The sequence below is a fragment of the Campylobacter sp. RM12637 genome (genome assembly GCF_020137645.1).
GTDB lineage: Bacteria > Campylobacterota > Campylobacteria > Campylobacterales > Campylobacteraceae > Campylobacter_E.
The window spans coordinates 17,009-37,414 of the sequence record NZ_JACGAV010000014.1 but is presented as its reverse complement, the minus strand read 5'-3'; the positions used below and the strand labels follow the sequence as shown (position 1 = coordinate 37,414).

Below are 20,406 nucleotides of genomic sequence, written 5' to 3'. Positions count from 1 at the left end.
AAGTAAGTAAAAGTCCTTTTCACATTAAAAATAAAAAGGATAAAAAATGGTAACACTTAATTTAGTAGGAAGAATAGTAAAAGATGTAGAGCTTTTTAATAAGCAAAGTGGATTAAATGAAGATGTATTTTATACAAATAATACAATAGCGATTGAAATAAACGGCGTAGATAGAAGTAAAACAAAGCCTGAATACACTCAAACACCATTATTTTTTAATTTTGTTTTATTTGGTAATGAAGCAAAAAACTTTAGCAATTGGGCTAGTAAAGGTCAAAGAATAGCAATTGTTGGTGAGTGGCAAATAGACTATTATACTGACAAGAACGGAGAACAAAGAAGCCAAGACACTATAAAAGTATTTAAGTGGCAATTGTTAGATAAGCCGCAAGAAAAACAAGCACAAACAAGGCAAACAAACTACACGCCTAAAGAAAAACCAGCCATTCAGCAAAGCGAAGAAGAAAGCGAAGTTCCATTTTAATAAGGAGAAAAAATGACAAAAAGCAATTTAAATTACATAATAAACGAGTTAAAGCTAATTGCTAATTTTATCAAAAAAAACGATTTAGCTAATTATCACTCAAGCCTAGTTAATTTATATATTTATATATACAAATTAAAGGGTAAAAAACTTGAATATATATTTATTTTGCTTTTGCCAAAAATTGCATTACTTATTAAAACAAACGCTGAAGTTTTTGAGAACAAATTAGAGTTACCAAGGAGAGTTTATATCAAAAAATGCCTTGAAATCCTAGAAGAACTTATAAAAGATTGTGAATTTAGAAAAGAGTATAAATGAGAATTAATTTAATAAATTACGGAATTAGTTCGGTAGTTAGGATAAGAAATGATAAGCAAAAAATATTAGCTAGTTATAGCTTTTTTAACAACGATGAGCTAATAGATGATACAGGAAGAGTTGTGAGTTTTAATGCTAAAGCAAAAAGATTTTATGAAGAATGCTTATTAGCAAACTCGCTAAATGAAATAAAAGAAATTGCAAAAAAATATACATAAAATTTTATGTATTTTTATATGTATTTTAAGGAGTAAATATGAGTGATAAAGAAAGATTATTAGAAATATTATTAAAAGTTTGTAAGGATGAAAACATTAACTTTCTAGCAGTTAATGATATAAGATTAGTAAAAGATAAATTATATCTTAATGAGCTAGAAATTGACCCAAACGCAGTGCTGTATCTTGATTACGCAAGATTGTTTGCGAAGATTAATGCAAGAGTTAGCATTATTCAAGCACTAAATATCGCAATAAAAACTGATTGCGATACTTACAAAGAACAAAGACTATTAATCCACGAAATTTTAAAAATAGCAAGTGAGAGCAAATTATTTAGTGAGCTTGAACTAATGCAGCTTAGCCTAAGCGCAAAAGATAAATGCGATGAGTTGTTAATAAAGGAGTAAAAATGAATAATGAAGAAATATTATTAAATAGCATAATTCAAATAAAAAAAGCGTTTTTTGAAACAAAAGAATTTTTAAACGATAAGGTTTGGGAAGATTTGATAAATAAAAAAGTTTACGAGTTAATTTGTAAAATCGTAGAAGATGGTAAGCAAATTGACTTGGTTACTCTTGTGCTTTACGCACAAGAGTTAAAAGTAGAGCAAGTAATTGATAGGATTTATTCAATTACTAGCACAGAACCTACGCTTAATTATTTAGATTTTGCAAAAAATCTAAATAAAAAAGAATGCTTAAAAGCTCAAAACGACCTAGCGTTAAAACTACTTGACGCTAGTAAAAATGGCAATCTATTAAGTTATGAAGACATTATAAATCTAATCAAAGTTCCAAAAACGATGATTTATAAAACAGCAGCTGATTTGTATTATGAAATGAGCGAAGAAATAAAAACAATGACCTTGTATCCGACAGGAATTAGCGTTATTGATAGGTGCTTTAAAGGTGGCTTTCAAACAGGTGGTCTTATTTTAATAAACGGAGAGCCTGAAGCAGGAAAGAGTATGTTTGGCTTACAAGTAATAGAGCATATTGCAAAAGCTAAACACAGAGCTGCTTATTTTTGTTTTGAGTTTTTAAAAAGAGACTACATTCAGCTAAAAATGAATGTAGATAACAATCTACAAATGCAAGAAAACGCACAAGAAAAGCCAAAAATCATAACACCATTTTACAAGAGTGAGAGCTTTAATAATTTATTTGTAATTGATGAAGATTATGGGCTTGATGATATAGCAATGCATATTAGAAAACTTTATGAAGAACATAATGTAAAGTTCTTTTTGATTGATAGTCAAATGAGAATAGAAACCCACACAGCAAGAAGCCTTGAAGAAGAAGAAAGCCGCAAATTTAGCACCCTTGCAAAACTAGCACATAGTTTAGATATTTGTATAATCTTAATAGTTCAGACGAGTAAGACAGATACGCAGACTCCTGCTGGGACAAAGAAAGGAGCTCACGAAGCAAAAATAATAATTCGTATTGAAACAGAAAAAGTTAATAAAACAATAAAGCCAACTGAAAGATATATCATCGTTCAAAAGAACAAACAAAGTGGAGCACACGATAAATACCACGTTGAATTTAATCCGAACACTTGTAAGTTTGGAGAAAGAATTATTGATAAGAATAAGGTTGTTTATAAGGTAGAAGATTTATGAACCTACAAGAGCTAAAAGATACATTAAATATTTTTGATATTGCAAATTCGCTAGGGCTTAATGTAGCAAAAAATGGCACTAGATTTTGGACGCAGTGTCCATTTCACGCTGATAAAAACCCTAGTTTTATTTTAAATGCTGATAAGAATTTTGGCTATTGCTTTACTTGTAATGCAAGTGCTGATGCTTTTAAACTCGTAATGCATATAAAAAATTGTGATTTTAATAGTGCTTGTGAATATATCGCAAGTTATTACAATACTACTTATGAGAGTAAAAGTTCAAGTCAAAATCAAGAAAAATATGAGCGTTTAGAAAAGGCTTTAAATACTTATCAAAACGCACTCAATGATGAATGCAAAGAATATTTAAAAAAGCGTGGAATAAATGAAGAAAGCATAAAGACTTTTAAGCTTGGGTTTGGACTAAACTATGCTAAAAAAGAAGATGAACTAAAGCTTCATCTTTTTAATAATCGCTTAATAATTCCTATTTTTAATAATGCAAAATTAGTTGGATTTGGTGCTAGAAGCCTTGAGAAAAATCCAAAAATAAAATACATTAATTCCCCTGAAAGCGTGTTTTTTAAAAAATCACAAATTTTATTTGGGCTAAATGCGAATTATATTAAAAAGCAAAATAGCGTAATTATTGTAGAGGGGTATTTTGATGTGATATTAGCTCATCAAAAAGGCTTTAAGAATGTAGTTGCAACGCTTGGCACTGCATTAAATGATTTTCATATAAAAAGGCTTAGCAATCTAACAAATAATATTATATTTTTGTTTGATAACGATAATGCTGGAATACAAACTAGCCTAAAAGTTGCAAGAACTTATATAAATAATGAGTTTTGCAAGATTGGAATAATTGATTTTAAAGGTTGTAAAGACTTAGGAGAATTATTATTAAAAGATAGTGAATGTTTAAGCCGCATAAAGACAAAAGAATTAGCATTGTTTTTATGTCAAAACGAAATGCTAAAATATGTAAAAGGCGAAAATAATATAAATATTATTAATAATATTAAAAGCATATTAGAGCAAGTAAGCTCAAACTATCTAAAGAGCTTTTATAGAACTAAAATATGCGAAACTTACAATTTAGATATAAAGTATTTCGCTCTTAGTGTAAAAAGCGAAAAGCCTACAACTACACCTAATATAAAACAAAAAAGCGAAATAGAAGCAAGTATTTTAAATAAATGTTTAGAAGATAAAAATCATTTAGAATACACGAAAACTTATTTAAAAGAAGTGCATTTTTTAGATTTTTTTGATAGTGCTAGAAAAATCTTTACAAATCAAAGCTTAGATGAGAGCGAATTAGCAGAAATTAGCATTTATGCTAATAAAGAAAGTAACTTGGAGTTTTTAATCGGTTATAAATTAAAAGATTACTCACAATGGCTAATAAAAGAAATAGCCACAAATAAAAGTTTAGATACTTTAAATAAAGCAAAACAAATTCAAAAAATCCAAGAAGATATAAAAAAACTAAATGCAAAGGTAGGACTAAATGCTAGATAAATATAATGTGCTACAAGCAGAACTTATAAAAAGAGAATTGGCTAAAAAGAACTTAGTGGATTTTATGCGATATAAGTTTGAAAACTTTTATAATAAAAAGTTTAATGACTGCTGGTATTACGGCTATATTGCTGAATACTTAAAAGCTTGTATGTTAGGTCAAATTGATAGGCTTATAATAAATGAGCCACCATCACACGGAAAAAGCGAACAAATAGTAAAATCATTCGTTCCATTCGTATGGCTAAATGACCCTAGCTTTAAGATTATTTATACAACTTACGGAGCTGATTTAACAAAAGATGGTGGCTTAAGTGTAAAGACTTTTATTAATTCTAAAGTATATCGCAATTTAGGTGCTGATTTTAAGTTAGTAAGTGATGAAATATTTAATATTACAAATGATAAAGGTGGTAGAATGTTTTCAACTACTACTGGTGGAGCTGTTACAGGCTTTCATTGTAATGCTTTAATTATTGATGACCCATTAAAAGCAGCTGAATGCTATTCGCAAACGGCTAAAAACAATGTAGAAGAGTATTACACAGGCTCACTTTTATCTCGTTTAAAAAATGATGAAGCAAATTTCGTTGTAATTATTATGCAACGCTTAGCCGTAGATGATTTAGTAGGTAGATTAAAGGACAAAGATGGCTTTCATCATATTTGCTTACAAGCTTTAAATGAGCGTAAGACTTATTATTTTATGCCAAACGAAAAAAGAATTACGCATTCAATAAATAATGATGAAGAATTAGAGCTTTTTTATGAAAGAGAAGAACAAGAAGCCTTAAACCCATTTTTAAAACCTGTAGAAAAATTACTAAGAGATAAAGAAGAAATGGGCGAAGTAGTATTTAATACCCAAATGCAACAAGACCCTGTAATTACTGAAGCAGGATTTTTTGAAAAAGAGAAATTATCTTACATAAATGATTTTGATATGCCTAGCCAAAACGACTACATTATAATAGATAGCGCAGAAAGCACTTCTAAAACGGCTGATGATAGAGCAATAGTGGCAAGTGGTATAAGCATAAATGAAGATAATCAAACCTTGCTAATCGTAAAAGATATTCTTCACGGCAAGTGGGAATTAGAAGACTTTTGCGAGAATGCAATTACAATGATGTTACGCTATCCAAATGCACCTGTTTTTATTGAGTTAGCTGGTGGTGGAATAACTTTTCATAGAGAATTACAAAAATACATAAATAAAAAGAATACCGAGTTTAGGCGTGATGGTAAAGCTATTTTAACAAATATTGTTCAAGGCTTTAAGCCAATTACTAAAGAAAGTAAAAATCATCAAATCCAAGCTTTAGCCCCACTTTATAATACAGGCTTTTTAAAATTCAAACACACTTGCTTAAATAAAGAACAAGCGATTAAAGAATTACTAGCATTTGACCCTAGCAAAAAAAATAATACAGATAATGTAATTGATTGCATAGCTAAAATGCTTATTCTAGATGGAGTTTATCCACTAGATAATAATAATTCAAAAAATACTTTAAGCGATATTAGTTATAGATATAAAAGGGGGTGGAGAATATGAATAAAAAAGAATTAAAAATCCAAGCAAGGACATATTATGAAACGCATTTATGCAGTGTAAAAGATGTAGCAAAAGAGTTCAATATAAGCGAAAAAACGCTTTATTATTGGATTAAAAATGAAAATTGGGAGCAAGCAAGCGTGGGTGTAAATGTAGATAGAAATGAACTCGTGCAAGGTGCAATAATGAGCCAAATAGACGCAGCAAAACAAAATGTAAAAAATGAACTTATAACACAATTTGAGAATAAAAAGTGTCTATTTGATGAAAGCATAATAGATACTACAAGCGATGAAATACTACTCACTGCTATGAGTTCAAAAATGATAGATAAAACACTAGTTGAGTATATGTATATGAGCAAGGCAAGTGCAGTGAAGTTATATAAACACGCCACAAGTTTAAAGGAACAAAAAGAAGTAATAAATGCCCTTGCAACTGCTGCAAGTATAGCTGAAAGTGTCAAAAAGTGCATTCACGGAAAAGATGTGCCAAGTATCGCAATCCAGCTAAATAATAACAATATTTTAAGTAGTGAAAACCTAGCAGAGCTTAGTAGTGATGAACTTAGGAGAATGTTAAATGAAATCAAGAAGCCCGAGATTTAGTATAGATAAAAAAGTCTTAAATGATTTAAAAATTACTGCTAGATATTATGGAGTTAGTATCTCGTATTTGTGCGAGTTAGCGATTGATTTTTACAAAGGAAAAGAATATGAAAGAAAATTACAGAAAAAGTTGCATATTTTATATGCAAAAAAACAAGTTAAAGAGCTTAAAAAGACTTGCGAAGAGCAAAAATACTTCAAAAAGCAAGATATTAGAGGTATCGTTGCGACAATTTTTAGCGAATTTGAGTGAAAAAGATATATTTTTAGCAAATGAGCTAAAAAATTTATGGCACTAAAATGAGATTTTAAAATTTGCTACTCTTTTTAAAAATTTTTAAAAGGAGAGCAAATGCCAAACGAAAACGAAGCACCAAACGAAAAAACGGCACAAAAGCCAACACAAGCTCAAGCACCTAGCACTAAAGAACAAATTATGGCTTTAGAGCAAGAAATAAACGAGAGTAGAGCTGCTATTGATAAAGATTTTGCTAAAAAGTTTGCTTCAAACATTAGCGAAGAACAGCAGCAACTAATGTTTAATGATTTAGCTGCTTTTTTAGAAAGTTACGAACAAGCAAAGCTAGAGAATTTAAAATCGGAATTAAAGCCAAAAATCGCAAAACACGATGAGCTTAAAATCCAATTAGAAAATGAAGGCATTGAAGAGACAATAAAAGCTGCGGAAGAAAAATTGCTCGCAAAATACCCAAAGGCGAATGCAAAAGTAGTAATGGAGTTTATGGAACACGACCTAACAAAAAGACAACAAGCTGAATTAATGCAATTAGACCCAACAGATAGGCTACTAGCAGCTTATGAGTTAATGCCACAGAGTAAGGGCAAAGAATTACCACAGGAGCTAAACGACCTAAACGATGATGGTAGTTTAGATAGCAATAATAAACAATACGATGTAATGAATATTGATTAAAAGGAGAAAAAAATGGATAAAAATATTATAACCACAACAAAACAAGCGTTAGATTATTTTAACGATGAATTAGTAGCTAAAAAAATCAGCAATGATTTACAAATAGGATATTTAGCAGAAAACCCATTACTATCCTTAATGGGAACAGGAAAAAATAGAGCAATTAGAACTATAATCTCTAACACATTAAATCCTTTAACAATTCCATTGGGTGGCTTAATTGATGGCGACGCTCAATATGGTAATACGCATATGTTTTCAGAGCTTTCAGAGATTTCGTTTTTATCACAACAATTCACACCGCAAGTTTTAACAAAAGCAGTTCAGCTTGAGATTGAGCCTTATCGTGCTAGGACAGGACTTGATTATGTAGCAGAAGCTAAAAGACAACTTAGTGATTGGTTAGGAGAACATACGCTTAAAACACAAATGGCAAATCTTACTCACAATTTTACAAATGCAGTTTTTGCAGATAAAACAAATGGAGTAAAAACACCAAGTCAAAATCAAAAAATAAGTGCAGTATGTAAGACAATTGAAGCAGATGATTTTTTAACTCTTGCAGTATTAGAAAGAGCTATTGATATGGCAAGAGATGGCGAATACTATGATGGCGATAATAAAAAAGGCTTTACACTTGACCCAATAAAACTTAGCAAACAAAACTTAGGTGCAGGTGGAGCTGAATACATACAAGAAGACTATATTATCGTAATTTCAAGAACTCAAGAAAGACAACTATTAAAAGACCCAAGATATGTCGCACTTTACGAACAAGCAGTAGCAAGGGGAGATAATCATCCGTATTTAACAGGCTTTAGAGTTAGAGTTAAAGGTTGCCCTTTAATGGTAATGAAAAATTGGGATGGAGAAAATGGTGGCGGAATGCCAAACTCACACACAGACCAAGACATAATCAATAAATATCTAAAGAACTTGCCTGATGATACGATTAAACCTTTAAGTGATTATAAAGGTAGTGGTAATTGCAAGGTTGCCATCGGTTGTCTTTTAGGTGCAAGTGCCTTAGTGCATATTGCAGACCAAGAAGTAAAAACTTATATAAAAGAACACCCACAAGACCCAAGAAAACTAATGATAGGAATTCAAAAAATCCTAGTAGCTGAAAAAGTAAGATTTTTCGCAAGTAATAAAGCTAATAAAAACCCACGCAATGGTAAAGATTACGGCGTAATCGGTATCTTTAGCAGTGGTGCAGAAGTTTAAAAAAAAAGGAGAAAAAATGAGAATACACGAACACACAAAAAGAGTAATTAGAATTATAAATCTTGAAGAATTAGCAACTGATAAAAAACATTATATTGGTTGCTTTCCAAATGGCTATTTCATAGGTGCTGTAAAAGTTCTAACAAAAGAAGCAAGTGAAACAACAGGAGTTTTAGCAGTGATTAAAGACAAGAACAACAAAGAGCTAATTTGCGATATTGATTGTGCTGTTAAAAACAACTTAACGGAGCTTTCGGTTTATGATGTAATGGAAGAAACTAAGCATTTATACATTAGTATTAAACAAGGCACTCCTACTAAAGGAAAGCTAGTTGTATCTTATGATTTAGTTTCTAATCAATCAAGCGTTTATGAGTTTGCGTGATGATTAATAAAGCTCATTTCGTAGGTCTTATTTTAAATCAATTAGTTGCTAAAGATGAGAGCAATTATGATGAAGATAAAATATTGTTTTATATCAATATGGCTTTAAAAGTCATCTCAAGCGAACTTGATTTAAATGTAAAAACTATTGAATGTGAGCTTAAAAAAGGGGTTGAATACCCCTTTCCAAGCGATTTTATAAAATTATTGGCAGTTAAAAATAATGATGAGAATGTAAAAATATATTCTTATTTATATTATGCGAATAAAAGCATTAAAGAAAACGCAATTATTTTAAGTGCTAATGATTTTTTTGCAAACTTTAGCTTTAAGGCTAAGATGATTTACTCATTTTATGATGAAGTAATGCCAAGTGATACTTATATAAATATACCACTAATATGCGAAAAAGCACTTTATTATCAAACGCTAATGTTAGCAAAAGAAATGCTACTAAGCACAGGTAAAAGCTTAGAACAAGCAGAAGTATTTCGCCAAAAATACGAGCTTGAGCTACTTAGATGCAAGAACCTACTAAATAACAAGCATAAACTAATTGAAACGAGATATAAAAATGTTTGAAACTGAATTATTTATAAAAAGATTTAAAATGATTGAAGAAGTAATGAGCGAAAGTAAACTCATTGACTTAGGCAAAAAAGCTTTTTTAGAAGAGATTAAAAGTGATGAATTAGGCGAGATGGAAAAAGCTCAAGCTGCGGCTTCATTTCTTTCTCAAATAGTCACTTCAGCACTAAATATTGCTGCTGAAAGTGCTTTAAGAGTAGGCATATCATACGAAGAAGAAAAGGCAAAAAAAGAAAATACATACCATCAAAGCGAGATGGCAAGAGAGCAAATAAACAAACTCTCGCTTGAGAAAGATTTAGTAAAAGCTCAAATTAACTTAACAAATCAGCAAGAAGATATAGAAAAAGCAAAGCTAAAAAGTGCTTTAGCAGATTTAGAAGCAAAACTCAAGCAACTTGAATTACTAAAAGTGCAGATTTTAAGCGAGATTGAAAAGATTAAAACACTTAATAAAACAGCAGATGATAACTTGCGTGTAAAAGTTGGAGAGCTATTAATTCAATTTATGCAAATAGCACTTAGTAAAGATTGGGTTAAATTAGATGATAAAGCAGGAACTAGCCTTTATACGCATATTTTAAATAGTATTCAAGATATTTTAGCGAAGAGCAAAAACATTGCACTTGATACTAGCAAGTTTGATAAGATAATAGCCGAAACGCTAAAAGCAAATGCTAGTTTAAATACGCCTAGCACAAACATAAAGGCTGATAATTATAATGTATTAATTAGTAATTATACGCCTAATTTAGATGAAATTATAAGCATTATGGTTTTAAGTTCTGATGCTAGTATAACACCAAAAATCTATTTGGATAATAAGTTAATTTTTAGTGGTTTTGCGACTAGCTTTAAGATAACTAGCAAAAAAGACTACATTGTAAAAGTAGAATTTAAAAAAGATATTATAAAAGAATATAAATTAAGTGTAGTGTAAAATGGGTTTTTTTAAAAGCATTGGAAAAGCTATTGCAAAAACAGTAAAGAAAATTTCTAAACCTGTTTTTGATATTGTTGCCGCACCTGTTAAATGGACAGGCAAAGCTTTAACTTGGGTTGGTAAAAAAGTTGGCGGTGATGTAGGAAAAATCTTAGGCGGTGCAGGAGCTATTGGAACAGGCATTGTTGATTATGCTGATAAGGCACTAGGTTCTATAATTGATGGCGTTTTCACAGGACACATAAGACAAGCATTAACTACCACACTTGATTTAGTAGCTTCAGCTGCAATAATCATAGCAGGAGTTTTTACATATAATCCTTACTTAATCGCTGCAGGTGTAGCTTATGCTGATTATCGTTTTGGGAATGGTAATTTAATCGTAAGACCTGCAGTAAATGTTACCACAGGCTTTTTAGCAGATACGGGAATTTTAAAACACGCAAGAGAATATAGAGAAGAAATAGCTTTAATAGTTGGTGTTAGTGCAGGTATTTTGGCTAGTTATGGTGTAGGAGCTTTCGTTAGCTCACTTGGAATTAGTCAAAGCATAATAACTACATATAATGCAATAAATAGCGTGAATATGTTTTACAATGGATATGTAAGCTATAAAAACTACGAAGAATTAAAAGAACAACTAAGAGAGCAACTAGAAGAATATAAAAAATACTTGCAAAGCTTAGAAGAAGAGAAAAAACAAGCTAATGATTTGTTTTTAAATCAAGCACTTAATTTTAATTTATACGAGTGGTTTGCAGGTGGCAAAAAGTATAATGAGTTCAGCATAGGAAACGCTGAATATGATTATATGAATACTAAAAATCCGTGGTTCGTAGCACTAAATGAAAGCGAAGAAAAAGCTAAAAATTATGAAGATTTAAAGCCTTATTTATCTTATAAGTCTTTAAATGTTTATGATGATTTTTTTGAAAAGACCTTAAAGGTCGATAGTGTTTTTGGTATTGCCAGTATAAAGCAATTTTCAAATAAAGATATGTATATAAATGTTGCAAACGAATACAACCATTTAGTTGATTTATATAATGCTAAGCAAGATTTATCAGCAAAATTTGGAACTACTAATCTAACAGTATTTACAAGAATTGGCAAAATACTAGCTAGTGTAACATTTCCTGTAAGTGAAGAACAATTAAAACTAAAAGAAAAGGAGCTTAAATATTATGAACGATACTTACAATGATTTTACTAAAAACTTTTTTGGCTCAAAAATGCCAACGCAAGAGCCGTTTAATTTTAACAATGATTACAATTTATGGCAGAGTTTAGGCTATTCTCCATTAAATGCTGGGTATGATAGCTTTTCAAAAAATAGCTTTAGTTTTAGTGGCAGTGGTAATGTAGCTAATAATAACACTAACTTTTTTGCTAGCAAGGGTTTTGCTAATGCAATGGGTGCAGTTAATACGATTGGTGGTATAGCAGGTGTAGTTGGTGGATTTATGGCTGCAAGAGAGCGGAAAAAGTTTGGAAAAGAAATGGCTGCTTTAGAAAGAGAACAAAGACATAGAATATACGCAAGAGAAGACGCAAATAATAAAGCACTCAATCAAGGTTTAAGCGCGTTTTTTAAGCAAAAAAAAGATAATTTATAGCACTAAATTTAAATTTGCATTTTTGCTACATTTCTTACAAGGAGCAAAAAATGCAAAGAGAAGTCATAACAAAAGCTAAAACTTTAAAACTAAAAAATCCTTTTGTAAAAGAATTAGTTCAAGTTGAAAATAACAGAGCCACATTAAGAGTTGATGAGTTTTACGCTGATGAAAATAACAATATTTACTATGTTTTTTCAGGAAATGGCATATTTAGTAGTTTTGATGATTACATTAATACTCCTTTAAATTTAAATAAATTAGACTTTTTCAAAATTGATAAAGAACTACTAAATCCTGATTCAAAATATTTGCTCCTTTTTAATAGCGAAATAGATGAAAAATATAAAAAAGGCTTAGAAGAATTTTTGTTAGAAAGGATAAGCGATGATAGATAATCCAAAAAACTTAAGCGAAATGCTAAAAAGTATTGTGAGTGGATACGATGATATTAAAAGCATTCATAATCAAAATATATTGATAGAAAAAAATATATTTTCAGTGCAGACTGCACTAGAAAACGAGCTAAAAACAAGTGCAAGTTACAATGAAAGAACTAAGCTAAAACTAGATGATATAAACGAAAAATTAGCTAATGCAAAAGTATTTTTTGATGAGATAGCAAGTAATCAAGCCCAAGTAAAAGCACTCTTTACTAGCATTAATAATCTAGTGATAAAAGAAGCAGCACTTATAAAAAATGTAGATAGTAAAATATCAAATTACACCGAGCTAAATGCTAAAAATACTGAATTACTAGCCGAAATTAAAGCTATCAAAGAAGCTGTAGCTTTAGCTACTAAAACTTACAAAAATGATTGTGATTTGGCATTAAAAGGGCTTAACGAAAGCTTAACAAGGGCAAATACATTAAATGAGAGCTTGGCTGTTAAGGATGTAGAACTAAAAAATACGCTTGAAAGTATAGAAAGTGCTAGGACAAACTGCCTCGTAATCTCAAACGAGATTAAAGAAATGCGAAAGCGTAGTCAATGCCTAATGTCTAAAGCTGAAGATATTTTTAGCAAGGCTACTTGGTTTGAGAATACGCTAAATGAATACATTGCAAAAATACAAACACTAGAAAACAATTATAATGAAGCTTTTGTTAAAAATGAAGAATTAGAGCTAAAAATAAAAGATAGCATTGATACACTTGATAAGATTTTAATAGCCTTAAACGGAAGAAGCTTGGATGAAGTATTAACAGAGCTAAAAACTACAAATACTACCTTACAAACTGCAATAAACACAAAGTCAGAAATTGATACAATTAAGACCAACTTAGAGCAAGTTTTAGCAGAGCAAAACACAAAGCTAGATAATTATTACACAAAGATTGAAAGCGATGAGCTTTTAGACTTAGTGAATAATGAAATAGCAAAATTACAAGAGAATAAAGCTGATAAGCTAGAGCTTGAGCCACTAAAATCTGATATTTCAAATCTAACTAATAATAAAGCAAATAATACAGATTTAGAGCCAATTAAAAATAATATTTCTAATCTAGCTAATAATAAAGCTGATAAGCTAGATTTAAATCCAATAAAGAATGATATTTCAAATCTAGCCAACACTAAAGCAAATAAAAGCGAAGTTTATACAAAAACAGAAAGCAATAATTTACTAAATGCAAAAGCTAACAATACGGATTTAAATCCAATAAAGAATGATATTTCAAATCTAACTAATACTAAAGCAAATAAAAGCGAAGTTTATACAAAAACAGAAAGCAATAATTTACTAAATGCAAAAGCAAATATAGGGGACTTAACAAAAGCTAAAAGCGATTTAGAAGTAAGAATTAAAGCAGTTGAGAATGATTATGTAAAAGTCTATGATACGCCTATTAATGTAAGCGTAGGCACCGGTGGAACTTATGCGAAACTAAGCGACGCGTTTAAGGCGTTAATGTGTTACAAAAAAGCAAGAGCAAATGTAGGAGATTGTGTTATTACGCTTTTACCTAATTTTGTTTTAAACGAGCAACTTACATTTGATAATGTAGATTTAACGCATATAAGACTTATTTCAAATAATGCAGTAATTAAATGTGAGTTCGCCCACGAAGCAAGTGCAAATTTTGCAGTTTTTAGATTTTTTCATTCTAAATCTTGCTTATTTTATAGATGTAAATTTGATTTTACAAATAAGCCACAAAGACTAATTCAATTAGGTTATAATAGTTCGCTTAGATTTTGTGAATGTAGTGTAAATAATTCAATTTACGGAATAATCTCTTATAATGGTTTTGCAGATGTTAGAAGTTGCACTTTTACAAACACTATTGAAACTTGTCTTTATTTTACAGAAAACGCTAATTTAAATGCATTAACTAACACTTACGATACTTCAAATCGTGCAATTGTAAGCCTAAGAAATACAAAACTAAATTCATATAGAGATATTTTTAAAAACATTAAATTAGAATGCTTCCTAGTGGACTGGGGAGGATTTGCTATGTATGAAGCACATCCGAATGGGAGTTTTGTGAACTCTCCTAAGAAATGTAATCTAGTGCCAAATACACTTTATAAAAATGGAGTATTTTTTGATAGGACTACTAGCGAACAACCAATAATACAGACAGATATACCGAGTGGAAAAATGTTTAAATGCAATGGTATCAATGTAATAATGCTAAGAAATCTTAAAGTAGTTCCAACTTGCACTGATGCAATATGTACTAATTCTTATACAATAAATAAAGGATATATAAAAAGATATTCTTTTAGATATGACTTTAAACTACCTGTTGTAGGAGCCTTTATGGTCGGAATGGATAGAAAAGGCTTTTTTATGAGTGGTCAAAGTTTTTCATATTCAATAAAAGACAAAGAAGAAACAACACCAGGAAAAGATTTAAAAGTGCAAGTAAATCAGCTTAGCGAAGCTGACGCCTTAACATTTAACATTGTAGCAATAGGATATTAAGATGGAAGAATTAAACAATTTAATACAAGATGATTTTATCAATGATTTTAGCGATTATTACACTGATGAGAAAGTTTACAGCGTTGTTTTAAAAGAAAGCGGCTTTATTGATTATATTGATATGAAAAAACTTGAGAACGGCATAGAAGTTAGCGAAGAAGTTTATTTACAAATTATGCAAAATAAAGTGAATTTCTACGAAAACGGCGAGTTTATTTATAAGCCTGAAATTATGGAGCTAAGTTTTAATGAGTTTAAAGAGAAAAAACTAAGTGAAATAGAAACTAGCTTTAAAAATGCGATGAGCAACTTAGACAAAACGCCTGATGAAGAAAGGCTTACTTTTGAAAGGCAAGAGCGTGAAGCTAGAGAGTATCTAGCTAGTAATGATGAAAGCAAAGCACCATTTTTAAAAGCACTTGCAACTAGCCGTGAAGTGCCTTTAAACGACTTAGCACAAAAAGTAGTAGCTAAAGCTAATTTATACGCAAACGCTAGTGCAACACTCATCGGAAAAAGACAAAAGTGCCTAGATGAGCTTAAAAAAGCTACCACTAAAGAAGAGCTGGAAAGGATAAGTTTTGAATAGAGTAACACTTAAGCCAATTAAAAAAGATAGGTGGGAATTAGTGCAAGATTATGAATATGAGAGTTCGTTCGGAATTATTAGTATTCCAAAGGGGTTTATCACGAACGGAGCGAATATTCCAAGAATTCTATGGAGTTTGTTTCCACCGAATAGTCCTGAATATATCAGTGCAGCTACTATTCACGATTATTTGTGCTTAAATGCTTATAAGGATAATAAAAATTATGCGATGTTTTATTTTGCAGATAAGGTGTTTTATGAGTGCCTTAGAAAGCTTAATGTAAATAAGTTTAAAGCTAAGATTTTTTATATATTTTGTAGGGCATATCATTATGTTAAGTATAAATAAAGAGCTAATAATAATCGGTGTTTTATTGCTATGTTTATTGTATCTAAATCACGAGAATAAGCACATAAAAATAAGGCTAAATGAAGAGCTAAAGGCGAAACAAGAACATATAAAAACGATAGAGAATTTAAATCAAGAAATTAGGAAAATAGAGAGCCTAAATAAAGAATTAAAAGCACAAGAAATAAAGCAAGAAAATATAAAAAATATTCAAATAAAAAAGGCGTTAAATAATGAAAAAAGTAAAGATAAGCTTAGCGATTATTTCGTTGATGTTTTTTGCAGCTTGCAGCAAACAAACGCAAATAGTGTATGTAAAGCAAAGAATAGCAAGTAATTTGCTAGAGTGTAAAAGTATAGATTACTCAAATTATAAAATGAGTAAAAATAGTGATTTAGCATTGTTTTTAATAGATTTAAACGATGGCTATTTAGATTGTAAATATAAGCTTAATTTAATTAGGAGAGAATATGGAAACTGAAGCGATAGGAATAGTAGTAAAAACCGCTAAAGCTTTTGAAGACTTAGGCATTATAGGAATTATGTTTGTTTGGATTGTATATCGTGAATATCAACATTATAGATTTTCAAAATCAACTACAGATGAGCTGGTAAAATCATCAAATGCTTTATATAATTTAACAGATAAGATAAATCAAAAAATCATAGAAAGTAATGCAAATAACGCTAAAAATATAGAACTTTTAGGCAGTATTGATACAGAATTAAAACAAAACAATGAAGTAAATAAGCACTTGATAGAATATGTAAAAGATACTTGCGTAGGTGTAAAAGTAAGACTTGATAAACTAGATGATAAATTAAATGAAATAGATAAAAAAATTATAGCACTAAAATGAAATTTGCTCTTTTGCTAGACTAAAGCAAAGGAGCAAGAATGATAAAAATTAAGCTACATAGATACAAGCTAAATTCACACGGAAGATTTGGTGCGTTTAGCTTGTATGATGATGATAAACTCATATATAAATGTAATAGTTTAGAAGAATTAATCGTAGGCACTAAAGCAGGTTGTGATATGGCAATTCCAATTGGAGTGTATGAATGCGATTTGCATTATAGCCCAAGTAAGAAAAACGGAAGTAAGAAATATCCAAATAATTTATTAATTAGAGTAAGCAATGTAAATGTAGATAAAGATAGATATATCTTAATCCATATCGGAAATACGCTAAAAGATACGCTTGGCTGCATACTGCTTGGCGTGGTGGATAAGGATTATACAGGAGTATGGAACTCTACAAAGACTACAGGGGAGTTTTACGATAATCTTTATGATTTATGCAAAAAATATGAGTATGAGCTAAAACAAGAGCAAGTGGTAGCAACGCTAGAAATTACTAGCGAACTTGAAGATGAAATCGTATGTTTAAGTTAAAGGAGATAAAATGGGACAATATGTAGATAGTAATTTGCTAAATATGGCAAAGCCTGATAAAAATGAATGGCAAGCAGTTGGAGATGGCTTTAAAGAAATGTATAATAATTACATTAGAACTAGACTAAGCCAAAATGAAATAGATTTAAGTGACTTGAGATTAGGCTATGAAAGAGCTACTCAAGATGATAGGATTAGAGCGATTAAGCTAGGAACAGAGAACCTAGAAAATCAAGTGCAAAAAGGTGCAATTGATTTAGATATAGCTAGACAAACTAAAAATAATAAAATCGCACAAGAGCAAATAAAAACCGCAAACGATATGGAAACTCTAAAGCAAAATCAATTCGCTACAAAAACACAACCTGAAATATTTAAAATGCAAAAGGAAAATCACAAAGTAAACTTAAGCAATACCTATTCAATTATAAATGAGCGTAAGCAAAATATGTTTTTTAAAGACCAAGCCTACAAAGAACAAGAAGAAGCTAAAAAAGTAATGAGTGATTTTAATGAGTTTTCACTCAAGTTTCCTAACTTAAAAGGAGATGATTTAAAGAATGGTTATGTAAAAAACCTTGATGATGAGTATAATTATACACTCAATAATCCACTATTAAACGATAGTCAAAGAGTTAATAAATTAAGTGAAATTCATAGAAAGAAAATAAATTTTGCAAAATATTTGCCACAAACCGCACAAACAAATAGCATTATAACACAAGGGTTTAGTCCTTATAGTAAAGGTGGCAATGGTGCAAATGCAACAAGTGGAATAGATACGAACGAAATATTTAACAACCTTAACAAAGAAAAACTATTAAAAGAAGAAATTAACAAAAATAATAAAGATATAACTAATATTAAAAATCAAATCAGTTCTATAAGAAATAATCATTTAATTAGCGATGAAGAAAAAGCAAAACAAATACAAGAATTAGATGGTGCAAAAAAAGACCTAGAAAATAAAAATAATACCTTAATGAACTATCAAAATACAATATACAAATCAGATTTATCTGATATATATAAAATTCTTGAAACTAAAACAAGTAAAGAAATAGCAAAAGACGCTTTTACGAACTTAGAGAATTTAAAAGAAGTAAAAAACCTAATTAATAAAGCAGCTTATTTAAGTGATAAGGTAGGATGGTTTGGTATAAATAATAAGATTTATAGCGTAGCTGCTAATATGGTTGGCTCTACTTCTGATATGAAAGAATTAGAATCCGTAATGACACAAATAAAAGCAAGATTAAGTGCAGAAAAAGGCAAAACATTATCTAAAGAATATCAGAATTTAACTAAATTAGTTGATGACCCAACAACTTTTGCAAACAACTTAAACGCTTTTAGGCAAAGTCTTAGCTCACTTGATGATTATATCATAGGACAAGCTTTAAATATAGGAGATAGTTATGGCAATGATGTTAAAAATCTAGTATCTAATGTCGGTGGTTTTAATAAAAAGGTTAGAGATGATTTCAATAGCGAAGATAATGAGATAAATTTGGTTTTAAAACAATATACCGAAACTACAAGCAGTAATAAAAATCCTACAAATCCTACGCTAGAATTAGCTAAAAGAAGCCCATTTGCATAAAACTAAGACAGGAAAAACTTTAATAATATAGGAGCCAAGCCTAATATTAAGGCTATTATTAAAGCTCTTTTCCAATCCCATTGATTATAACTTAAATTGCTATCTTTTGTATGTTTATCTTCTATTAACTGCTCTTCTGAATTAGTTTTATTGTAAAGATTTTCATTCTTTTTCATCATAGGAACTAGATTATTATAAATTCCACTATGTTGATGTAGACATAATTTACACTCTTCATCGTATTTTGTTCTACTTGTTTCATCACTAAGAATTGAATAAACTTTAAGATAAAGTTCACCTTTTTTATTAAGTGCTGTGCCATATTCGTTAATTAATTCTTCTTTTTTATCTTCATAAGCATTTATGATTTCATCTAAACTAGCTGCCCTACTAACACCTAAGATTTTATAATAATCTAGCATTATAGTTTCGGTATCTTGTTCTTTTTTACTATTAACATTCAAGCTATCATTTGAAGCTATGGATTTTTGTTTATCTTTTTCGCTAGATTCATCAGAAAAAAGAAAACCAATAAAACCAATAATTAAAAATAAAATTATAACAATTGCACCTATGCCTATTAAAAAAGGGGCAATATGCACTAATAACCACATTGCACCAGAAGCAAATGCTAACATTACGCATAGTCCAATTAAACTGCCTATGAATTCAGCCATTAAAATCCTTTTTAAATATATTAAAAATTAAAAAAAACATAAATTATTATACAAGAAATCACCTATAATCTACTTTCTTAGTAATTTCACTAATTCTTTTTGGTCTACCTAAGTATTTTGGCTTGTTTAACTTCTCGTATTCATAATCATTTGTCGTTTTATATAAATCTTCATTTTTCTTAAACATAGGGACTAATTTTGAATATACCTTGCTATGCCGATGTAAAAACTGCTTATACTCTTCATCGTATTTTGCTCTACTTGTTTCATCACTAAGAGTTGCGTAGGCTTTAAACAATCTTTTGCCTTTTTTGTTAGTAGCTGTGCCATAATCTTCAATCAAGAGAGCTTTTTTATTTTCATAAGCATTTACAATCTCATCTAGGTTGGCATTATAATCAATACCCAATATTTCATAGTGATTATCCATTGTATTGGTTTGCAAATCTTCTTCATTGCGTTTATTATTTTCTTCTAATAGCTTTCCTAAATCGCAATTTTTATTATCACCTACCATATCTTCTGTTATATCGCTCAATATCTCTTTACATATCGCAATGGTTTTTTCTTTTTCTCTTTTATCTGAAAATAAAAAATTTAAAAACCAACGCAACACAGCAAATCCAATAATAACCCCACCGATAGCAGTTAAAATTGGTATAGCAATTTTCATTAAACCTGAAGCAAGAGCAGCTATTGCCAATACAAATCCAATTCCAACAAGCCCTATTATAAAATCTGCCAAAAAAATCCTTTTTAACACATTATAAATAAAATAAACTAAAAAATATTTTAATATTTATATTTATAG

The 20,406-nt window shown here is 29.8% G+C and carries 27 protein-coding genes; 25 read left to right on the top strand and 2 right to left on the bottom strand.

Going from position 1 to position 20,406, the window contains the following annotated elements; all coding sequences use genetic code 11:
* The first annotated feature begins 46 nt into the window (after positions 1 to 46).
* The 25 genes from AVBRAN12637_RS07450 to AVBRAN12637_RS07330 all read left to right on the top strand — a co-directional run bounded on the left by AVBRAN12637_RS07450 (position 47) and on the right by AVBRAN12637_RS07330 (position 18,918).
* A complete protein-coding gene (locus tag AVBRAN12637_RS07450; RefSeq protein ID WP_336615612.1) occupies positions 47 to 484 on the top strand; it encodes a single-stranded DNA-binding protein in 438 nt (145 codons plus the stop codon).
* A gap of 12 nt (positions 485 to 496) precedes the next feature.
* Complete coding sequence (locus AVBRAN12637_RS07445) at positions 497 to 805, top strand: hypothetical protein (RefSeq protein WP_336615611.1); 309 nt, start codon at positions 497 to 499, stop codon at positions 803 to 805.
* On the top strand, positions 802 to 1,023 hold the full coding sequence (locus AVBRAN12637_RS07440; RefSeq protein ID WP_336615610.1) for a hypothetical protein: 222 nt from the start codon (positions 802 to 804) through the stop codon (positions 1,021 to 1,023). The genes AVBRAN12637_RS07445 and AVBRAN12637_RS07440 overlap by 4 nt, the downstream gene beginning before the upstream one ends.
* A 38-nt stretch (positions 1,024 to 1,061) precedes the next feature.
* Positions 1,062 to 1,433 carry a hypothetical protein gene (locus tag AVBRAN12637_RS07435; protein WP_336615609.1) on the top strand — a complete coding sequence of 124 codons (372 nt, stop codon included), beginning with the start codon at positions 1,062 to 1,064 and terminating at the stop codon, positions 1,431 to 1,433.
* Positions 1,434 to 1,435: 2 nt separating this feature from the next.
* On the top strand, positions 1,436 to 2,656 hold the full coding sequence (locus tag AVBRAN12637_RS07430; protein WP_336615608.1) for an RAD55 family ATPase: 1,221 nt from the start codon (positions 1,436 to 1,438) through the stop codon (positions 2,654 to 2,656).
* On the top strand, positions 2,653 to 4,185 hold the full coding sequence (locus AVBRAN12637_RS07425; RefSeq protein ID WP_336615607.1) for a CHC2 zinc finger domain-containing protein: 1,533 nt from the start codon (positions 2,653 to 2,655) through the stop codon (positions 4,183 to 4,185). The genes AVBRAN12637_RS07430 and AVBRAN12637_RS07425 overlap by 4 nt, the downstream gene beginning before the upstream one ends.
* Entirely contained in the window at positions 4,175 to 5,743 is a 1,569-nt protein-coding gene (locus AVBRAN12637_RS07420; RefSeq protein ID WP_336615606.1) for a hypothetical protein, read from the top strand. The genes AVBRAN12637_RS07425 and AVBRAN12637_RS07420 overlap by 11 nt, the downstream gene beginning before the upstream one ends.
* A complete protein-coding gene (locus tag AVBRAN12637_RS07415; RefSeq protein WP_336615605.1) occupies positions 5,740 to 6,351 on the top strand; it encodes a helix-turn-helix domain-containing protein in 612 nt (203 codons plus the stop codon). The genes AVBRAN12637_RS07420 and AVBRAN12637_RS07415 overlap by 4 nt, the downstream gene beginning before the upstream one ends.
* Positions 6,326 to 6,604 carry a hypothetical protein gene (locus AVBRAN12637_RS07410; protein ID WP_239803435.1) on the top strand — a complete coding sequence of 93 codons (279 nt, stop codon included), beginning with the start codon at positions 6,326 to 6,328 and terminating at the stop codon, positions 6,602 to 6,604. The genes AVBRAN12637_RS07415 and AVBRAN12637_RS07410 overlap by 26 nt, the downstream gene beginning before the upstream one ends.
* Before the next feature lie 99 nt (positions 6,605 to 6,703).
* Positions 6,704 to 7,285, top strand: a complete 582-nt coding sequence (locus tag AVBRAN12637_RS07405) for a hypothetical protein (RefSeq protein WP_336615604.1) — start codon at positions 6,704 to 6,706, stop codon at positions 7,283 to 7,285.
* Between the two features lie 12 nt (positions 7,286 to 7,297).
* Positions 7,298 to 8,512 carry a phage capsid family protein gene (locus tag AVBRAN12637_RS07400; protein ID WP_239803437.1) on the top strand — a complete coding sequence of 405 codons (1,215 nt, stop codon included), beginning with the start codon at positions 7,298 to 7,300 and terminating at the stop codon, positions 8,510 to 8,512.
* A 16-nt stretch (positions 8,513 to 8,528) separates the two neighbouring features.
* Entirely contained in the window at positions 8,529 to 8,897 is a 369-nt protein-coding gene (locus tag AVBRAN12637_RS07395; protein ID WP_239803438.1) for a hypothetical protein, read from the top strand.
* Entirely contained in the window at positions 8,894 to 9,478 is a 585-nt protein-coding gene (locus tag AVBRAN12637_RS07390) for a hypothetical protein (protein WP_336615603.1), read from the top strand. Before AVBRAN12637_RS07395 ends, AVBRAN12637_RS07390 begins: the two co-directional genes overlap by 4 nt.
* The gene (locus AVBRAN12637_RS07385; protein WP_239803440.1) at positions 9,471 to 10,424 is read left to right on the top strand and encodes a hypothetical protein; all 954 of its coding nucleotides are present in this window, start codon (positions 9,471 to 9,473) and stop codon (positions 10,422 to 10,424) included. The genes AVBRAN12637_RS07390 and AVBRAN12637_RS07385 overlap by 8 nt, the downstream gene beginning before the upstream one ends.
* Before the next feature lies 1 nt (position 10,425).
* The gene (locus tag AVBRAN12637_RS07380; protein ID WP_239803441.1) at positions 10,426 to 11,631 is read left to right on the top strand and encodes a hypothetical protein; all 1,206 of its coding nucleotides are present in this window, start codon (positions 10,426 to 10,428) and stop codon (positions 11,629 to 11,631) included.
* Complete coding sequence (locus tag AVBRAN12637_RS07375; protein WP_239803442.1) at positions 11,612 to 12,043, top strand: hypothetical protein; 432 nt, start codon at positions 11,612 to 11,614, stop codon at positions 12,041 to 12,043. The genes AVBRAN12637_RS07380 and AVBRAN12637_RS07375 overlap by 20 nt, the downstream gene beginning before the upstream one ends.
* 50 nt (positions 12,044 to 12,093) lie before the next feature.
* The gene (locus AVBRAN12637_RS07370; protein ID WP_336615602.1) at positions 12,094 to 12,441 is read left to right on the top strand and encodes a hypothetical protein; all 348 of its coding nucleotides are present in this window, start codon (positions 12,094 to 12,096) and stop codon (positions 12,439 to 12,441) included.
* Positions 12,431 to 14,977, top strand: a complete 2,547-nt coding sequence (locus AVBRAN12637_RS07365; RefSeq protein WP_336615601.1) for a hypothetical protein — start codon at positions 12,431 to 12,433, stop codon at positions 14,975 to 14,977. The genes AVBRAN12637_RS07370 and AVBRAN12637_RS07365 overlap by 11 nt, the downstream gene beginning before the upstream one ends.
* A 1-nt stretch (position 14,978) precedes the next feature.
* Entirely contained in the window at positions 14,979 to 15,566 is a 588-nt protein-coding gene (locus AVBRAN12637_RS07360; protein ID WP_239803445.1) for a hypothetical protein, read from the top strand.
* Positions 15,559 to 15,915 (top strand): DUF1353 domain-containing protein, encoded by a 357-nt coding sequence (locus AVBRAN12637_RS07355; protein ID WP_336615600.1) that lies wholly within the window; start codon positions 15,559 to 15,561, stop codon positions 15,913 to 15,915. Before AVBRAN12637_RS07360 ends, AVBRAN12637_RS07355 begins: the two co-directional genes overlap by 8 nt.
* On the top strand, positions 15,899 to 16,252 hold the full coding sequence (locus AVBRAN12637_RS07350; RefSeq protein WP_336615599.1) for a hypothetical protein: 354 nt from the start codon (positions 15,899 to 15,901) through the stop codon (positions 16,250 to 16,252). Before AVBRAN12637_RS07355 ends, AVBRAN12637_RS07350 begins: the two co-directional genes overlap by 17 nt.
* A 1-nt stretch (position 16,253) precedes the next feature.
* Positions 16,254 to 16,397, top strand: coding sequence for a hypothetical protein (locus tag AVBRAN12637_RS07345; RefSeq protein WP_336615598.1), 144 nt, complete (start codon positions 16,254 to 16,256; stop codon positions 16,395 to 16,397).
* Entirely contained in the window at positions 16,387 to 16,776 is a 390-nt protein-coding gene (locus tag AVBRAN12637_RS07340; RefSeq protein WP_239803448.1) for a hypothetical protein, read from the top strand. Before AVBRAN12637_RS07345 ends, AVBRAN12637_RS07340 begins: the two co-directional genes overlap by 11 nt.
* 38 nt (positions 16,777 to 16,814) lie before the next feature.
* Positions 16,815 to 17,315 (top strand): DUF5675 family protein, encoded by a 501-nt coding sequence (locus tag AVBRAN12637_RS07335; protein ID WP_336615597.1) that lies wholly within the window; start codon positions 16,815 to 16,817, stop codon positions 17,313 to 17,315.
* A gap of 10 nt (positions 17,316 to 17,325) precedes the next feature.
* Complete coding sequence (locus AVBRAN12637_RS07330) at positions 17,326 to 18,918, top strand: hypothetical protein (protein WP_336615596.1); 1,593 nt, start codon at positions 17,326 to 17,328, stop codon at positions 18,916 to 18,918.
* A 2-nt stretch (positions 18,919 to 18,920) separates the two neighbouring features.
* Here the strand turns inward: AVBRAN12637_RS07330 and AVBRAN12637_RS07325 are convergent, their stop codons facing one another.
* Both AVBRAN12637_RS07325 and AVBRAN12637_RS07320 read right to left on the bottom strand, forming a co-directional pair.
* The gene (locus tag AVBRAN12637_RS07325; RefSeq protein WP_239803451.1) at positions 18,921 to 19,595 is read right to left on the bottom strand and encodes a J domain-containing protein; all 675 of its coding nucleotides are present in this window, start codon (positions 19,593 to 19,595) and stop codon (positions 18,921 to 18,923) included.
* Positions 19,596 to 19,653: 58 nt separating this feature from the next.
* Entirely contained in the window at positions 19,654 to 20,340 is a 687-nt protein-coding gene (locus tag AVBRAN12637_RS07320; RefSeq protein WP_239803452.1) for a J domain-containing protein, read from the bottom strand.
* Between the last annotated feature and the right edge of the window lie 66 nt (positions 20,341 to 20,406).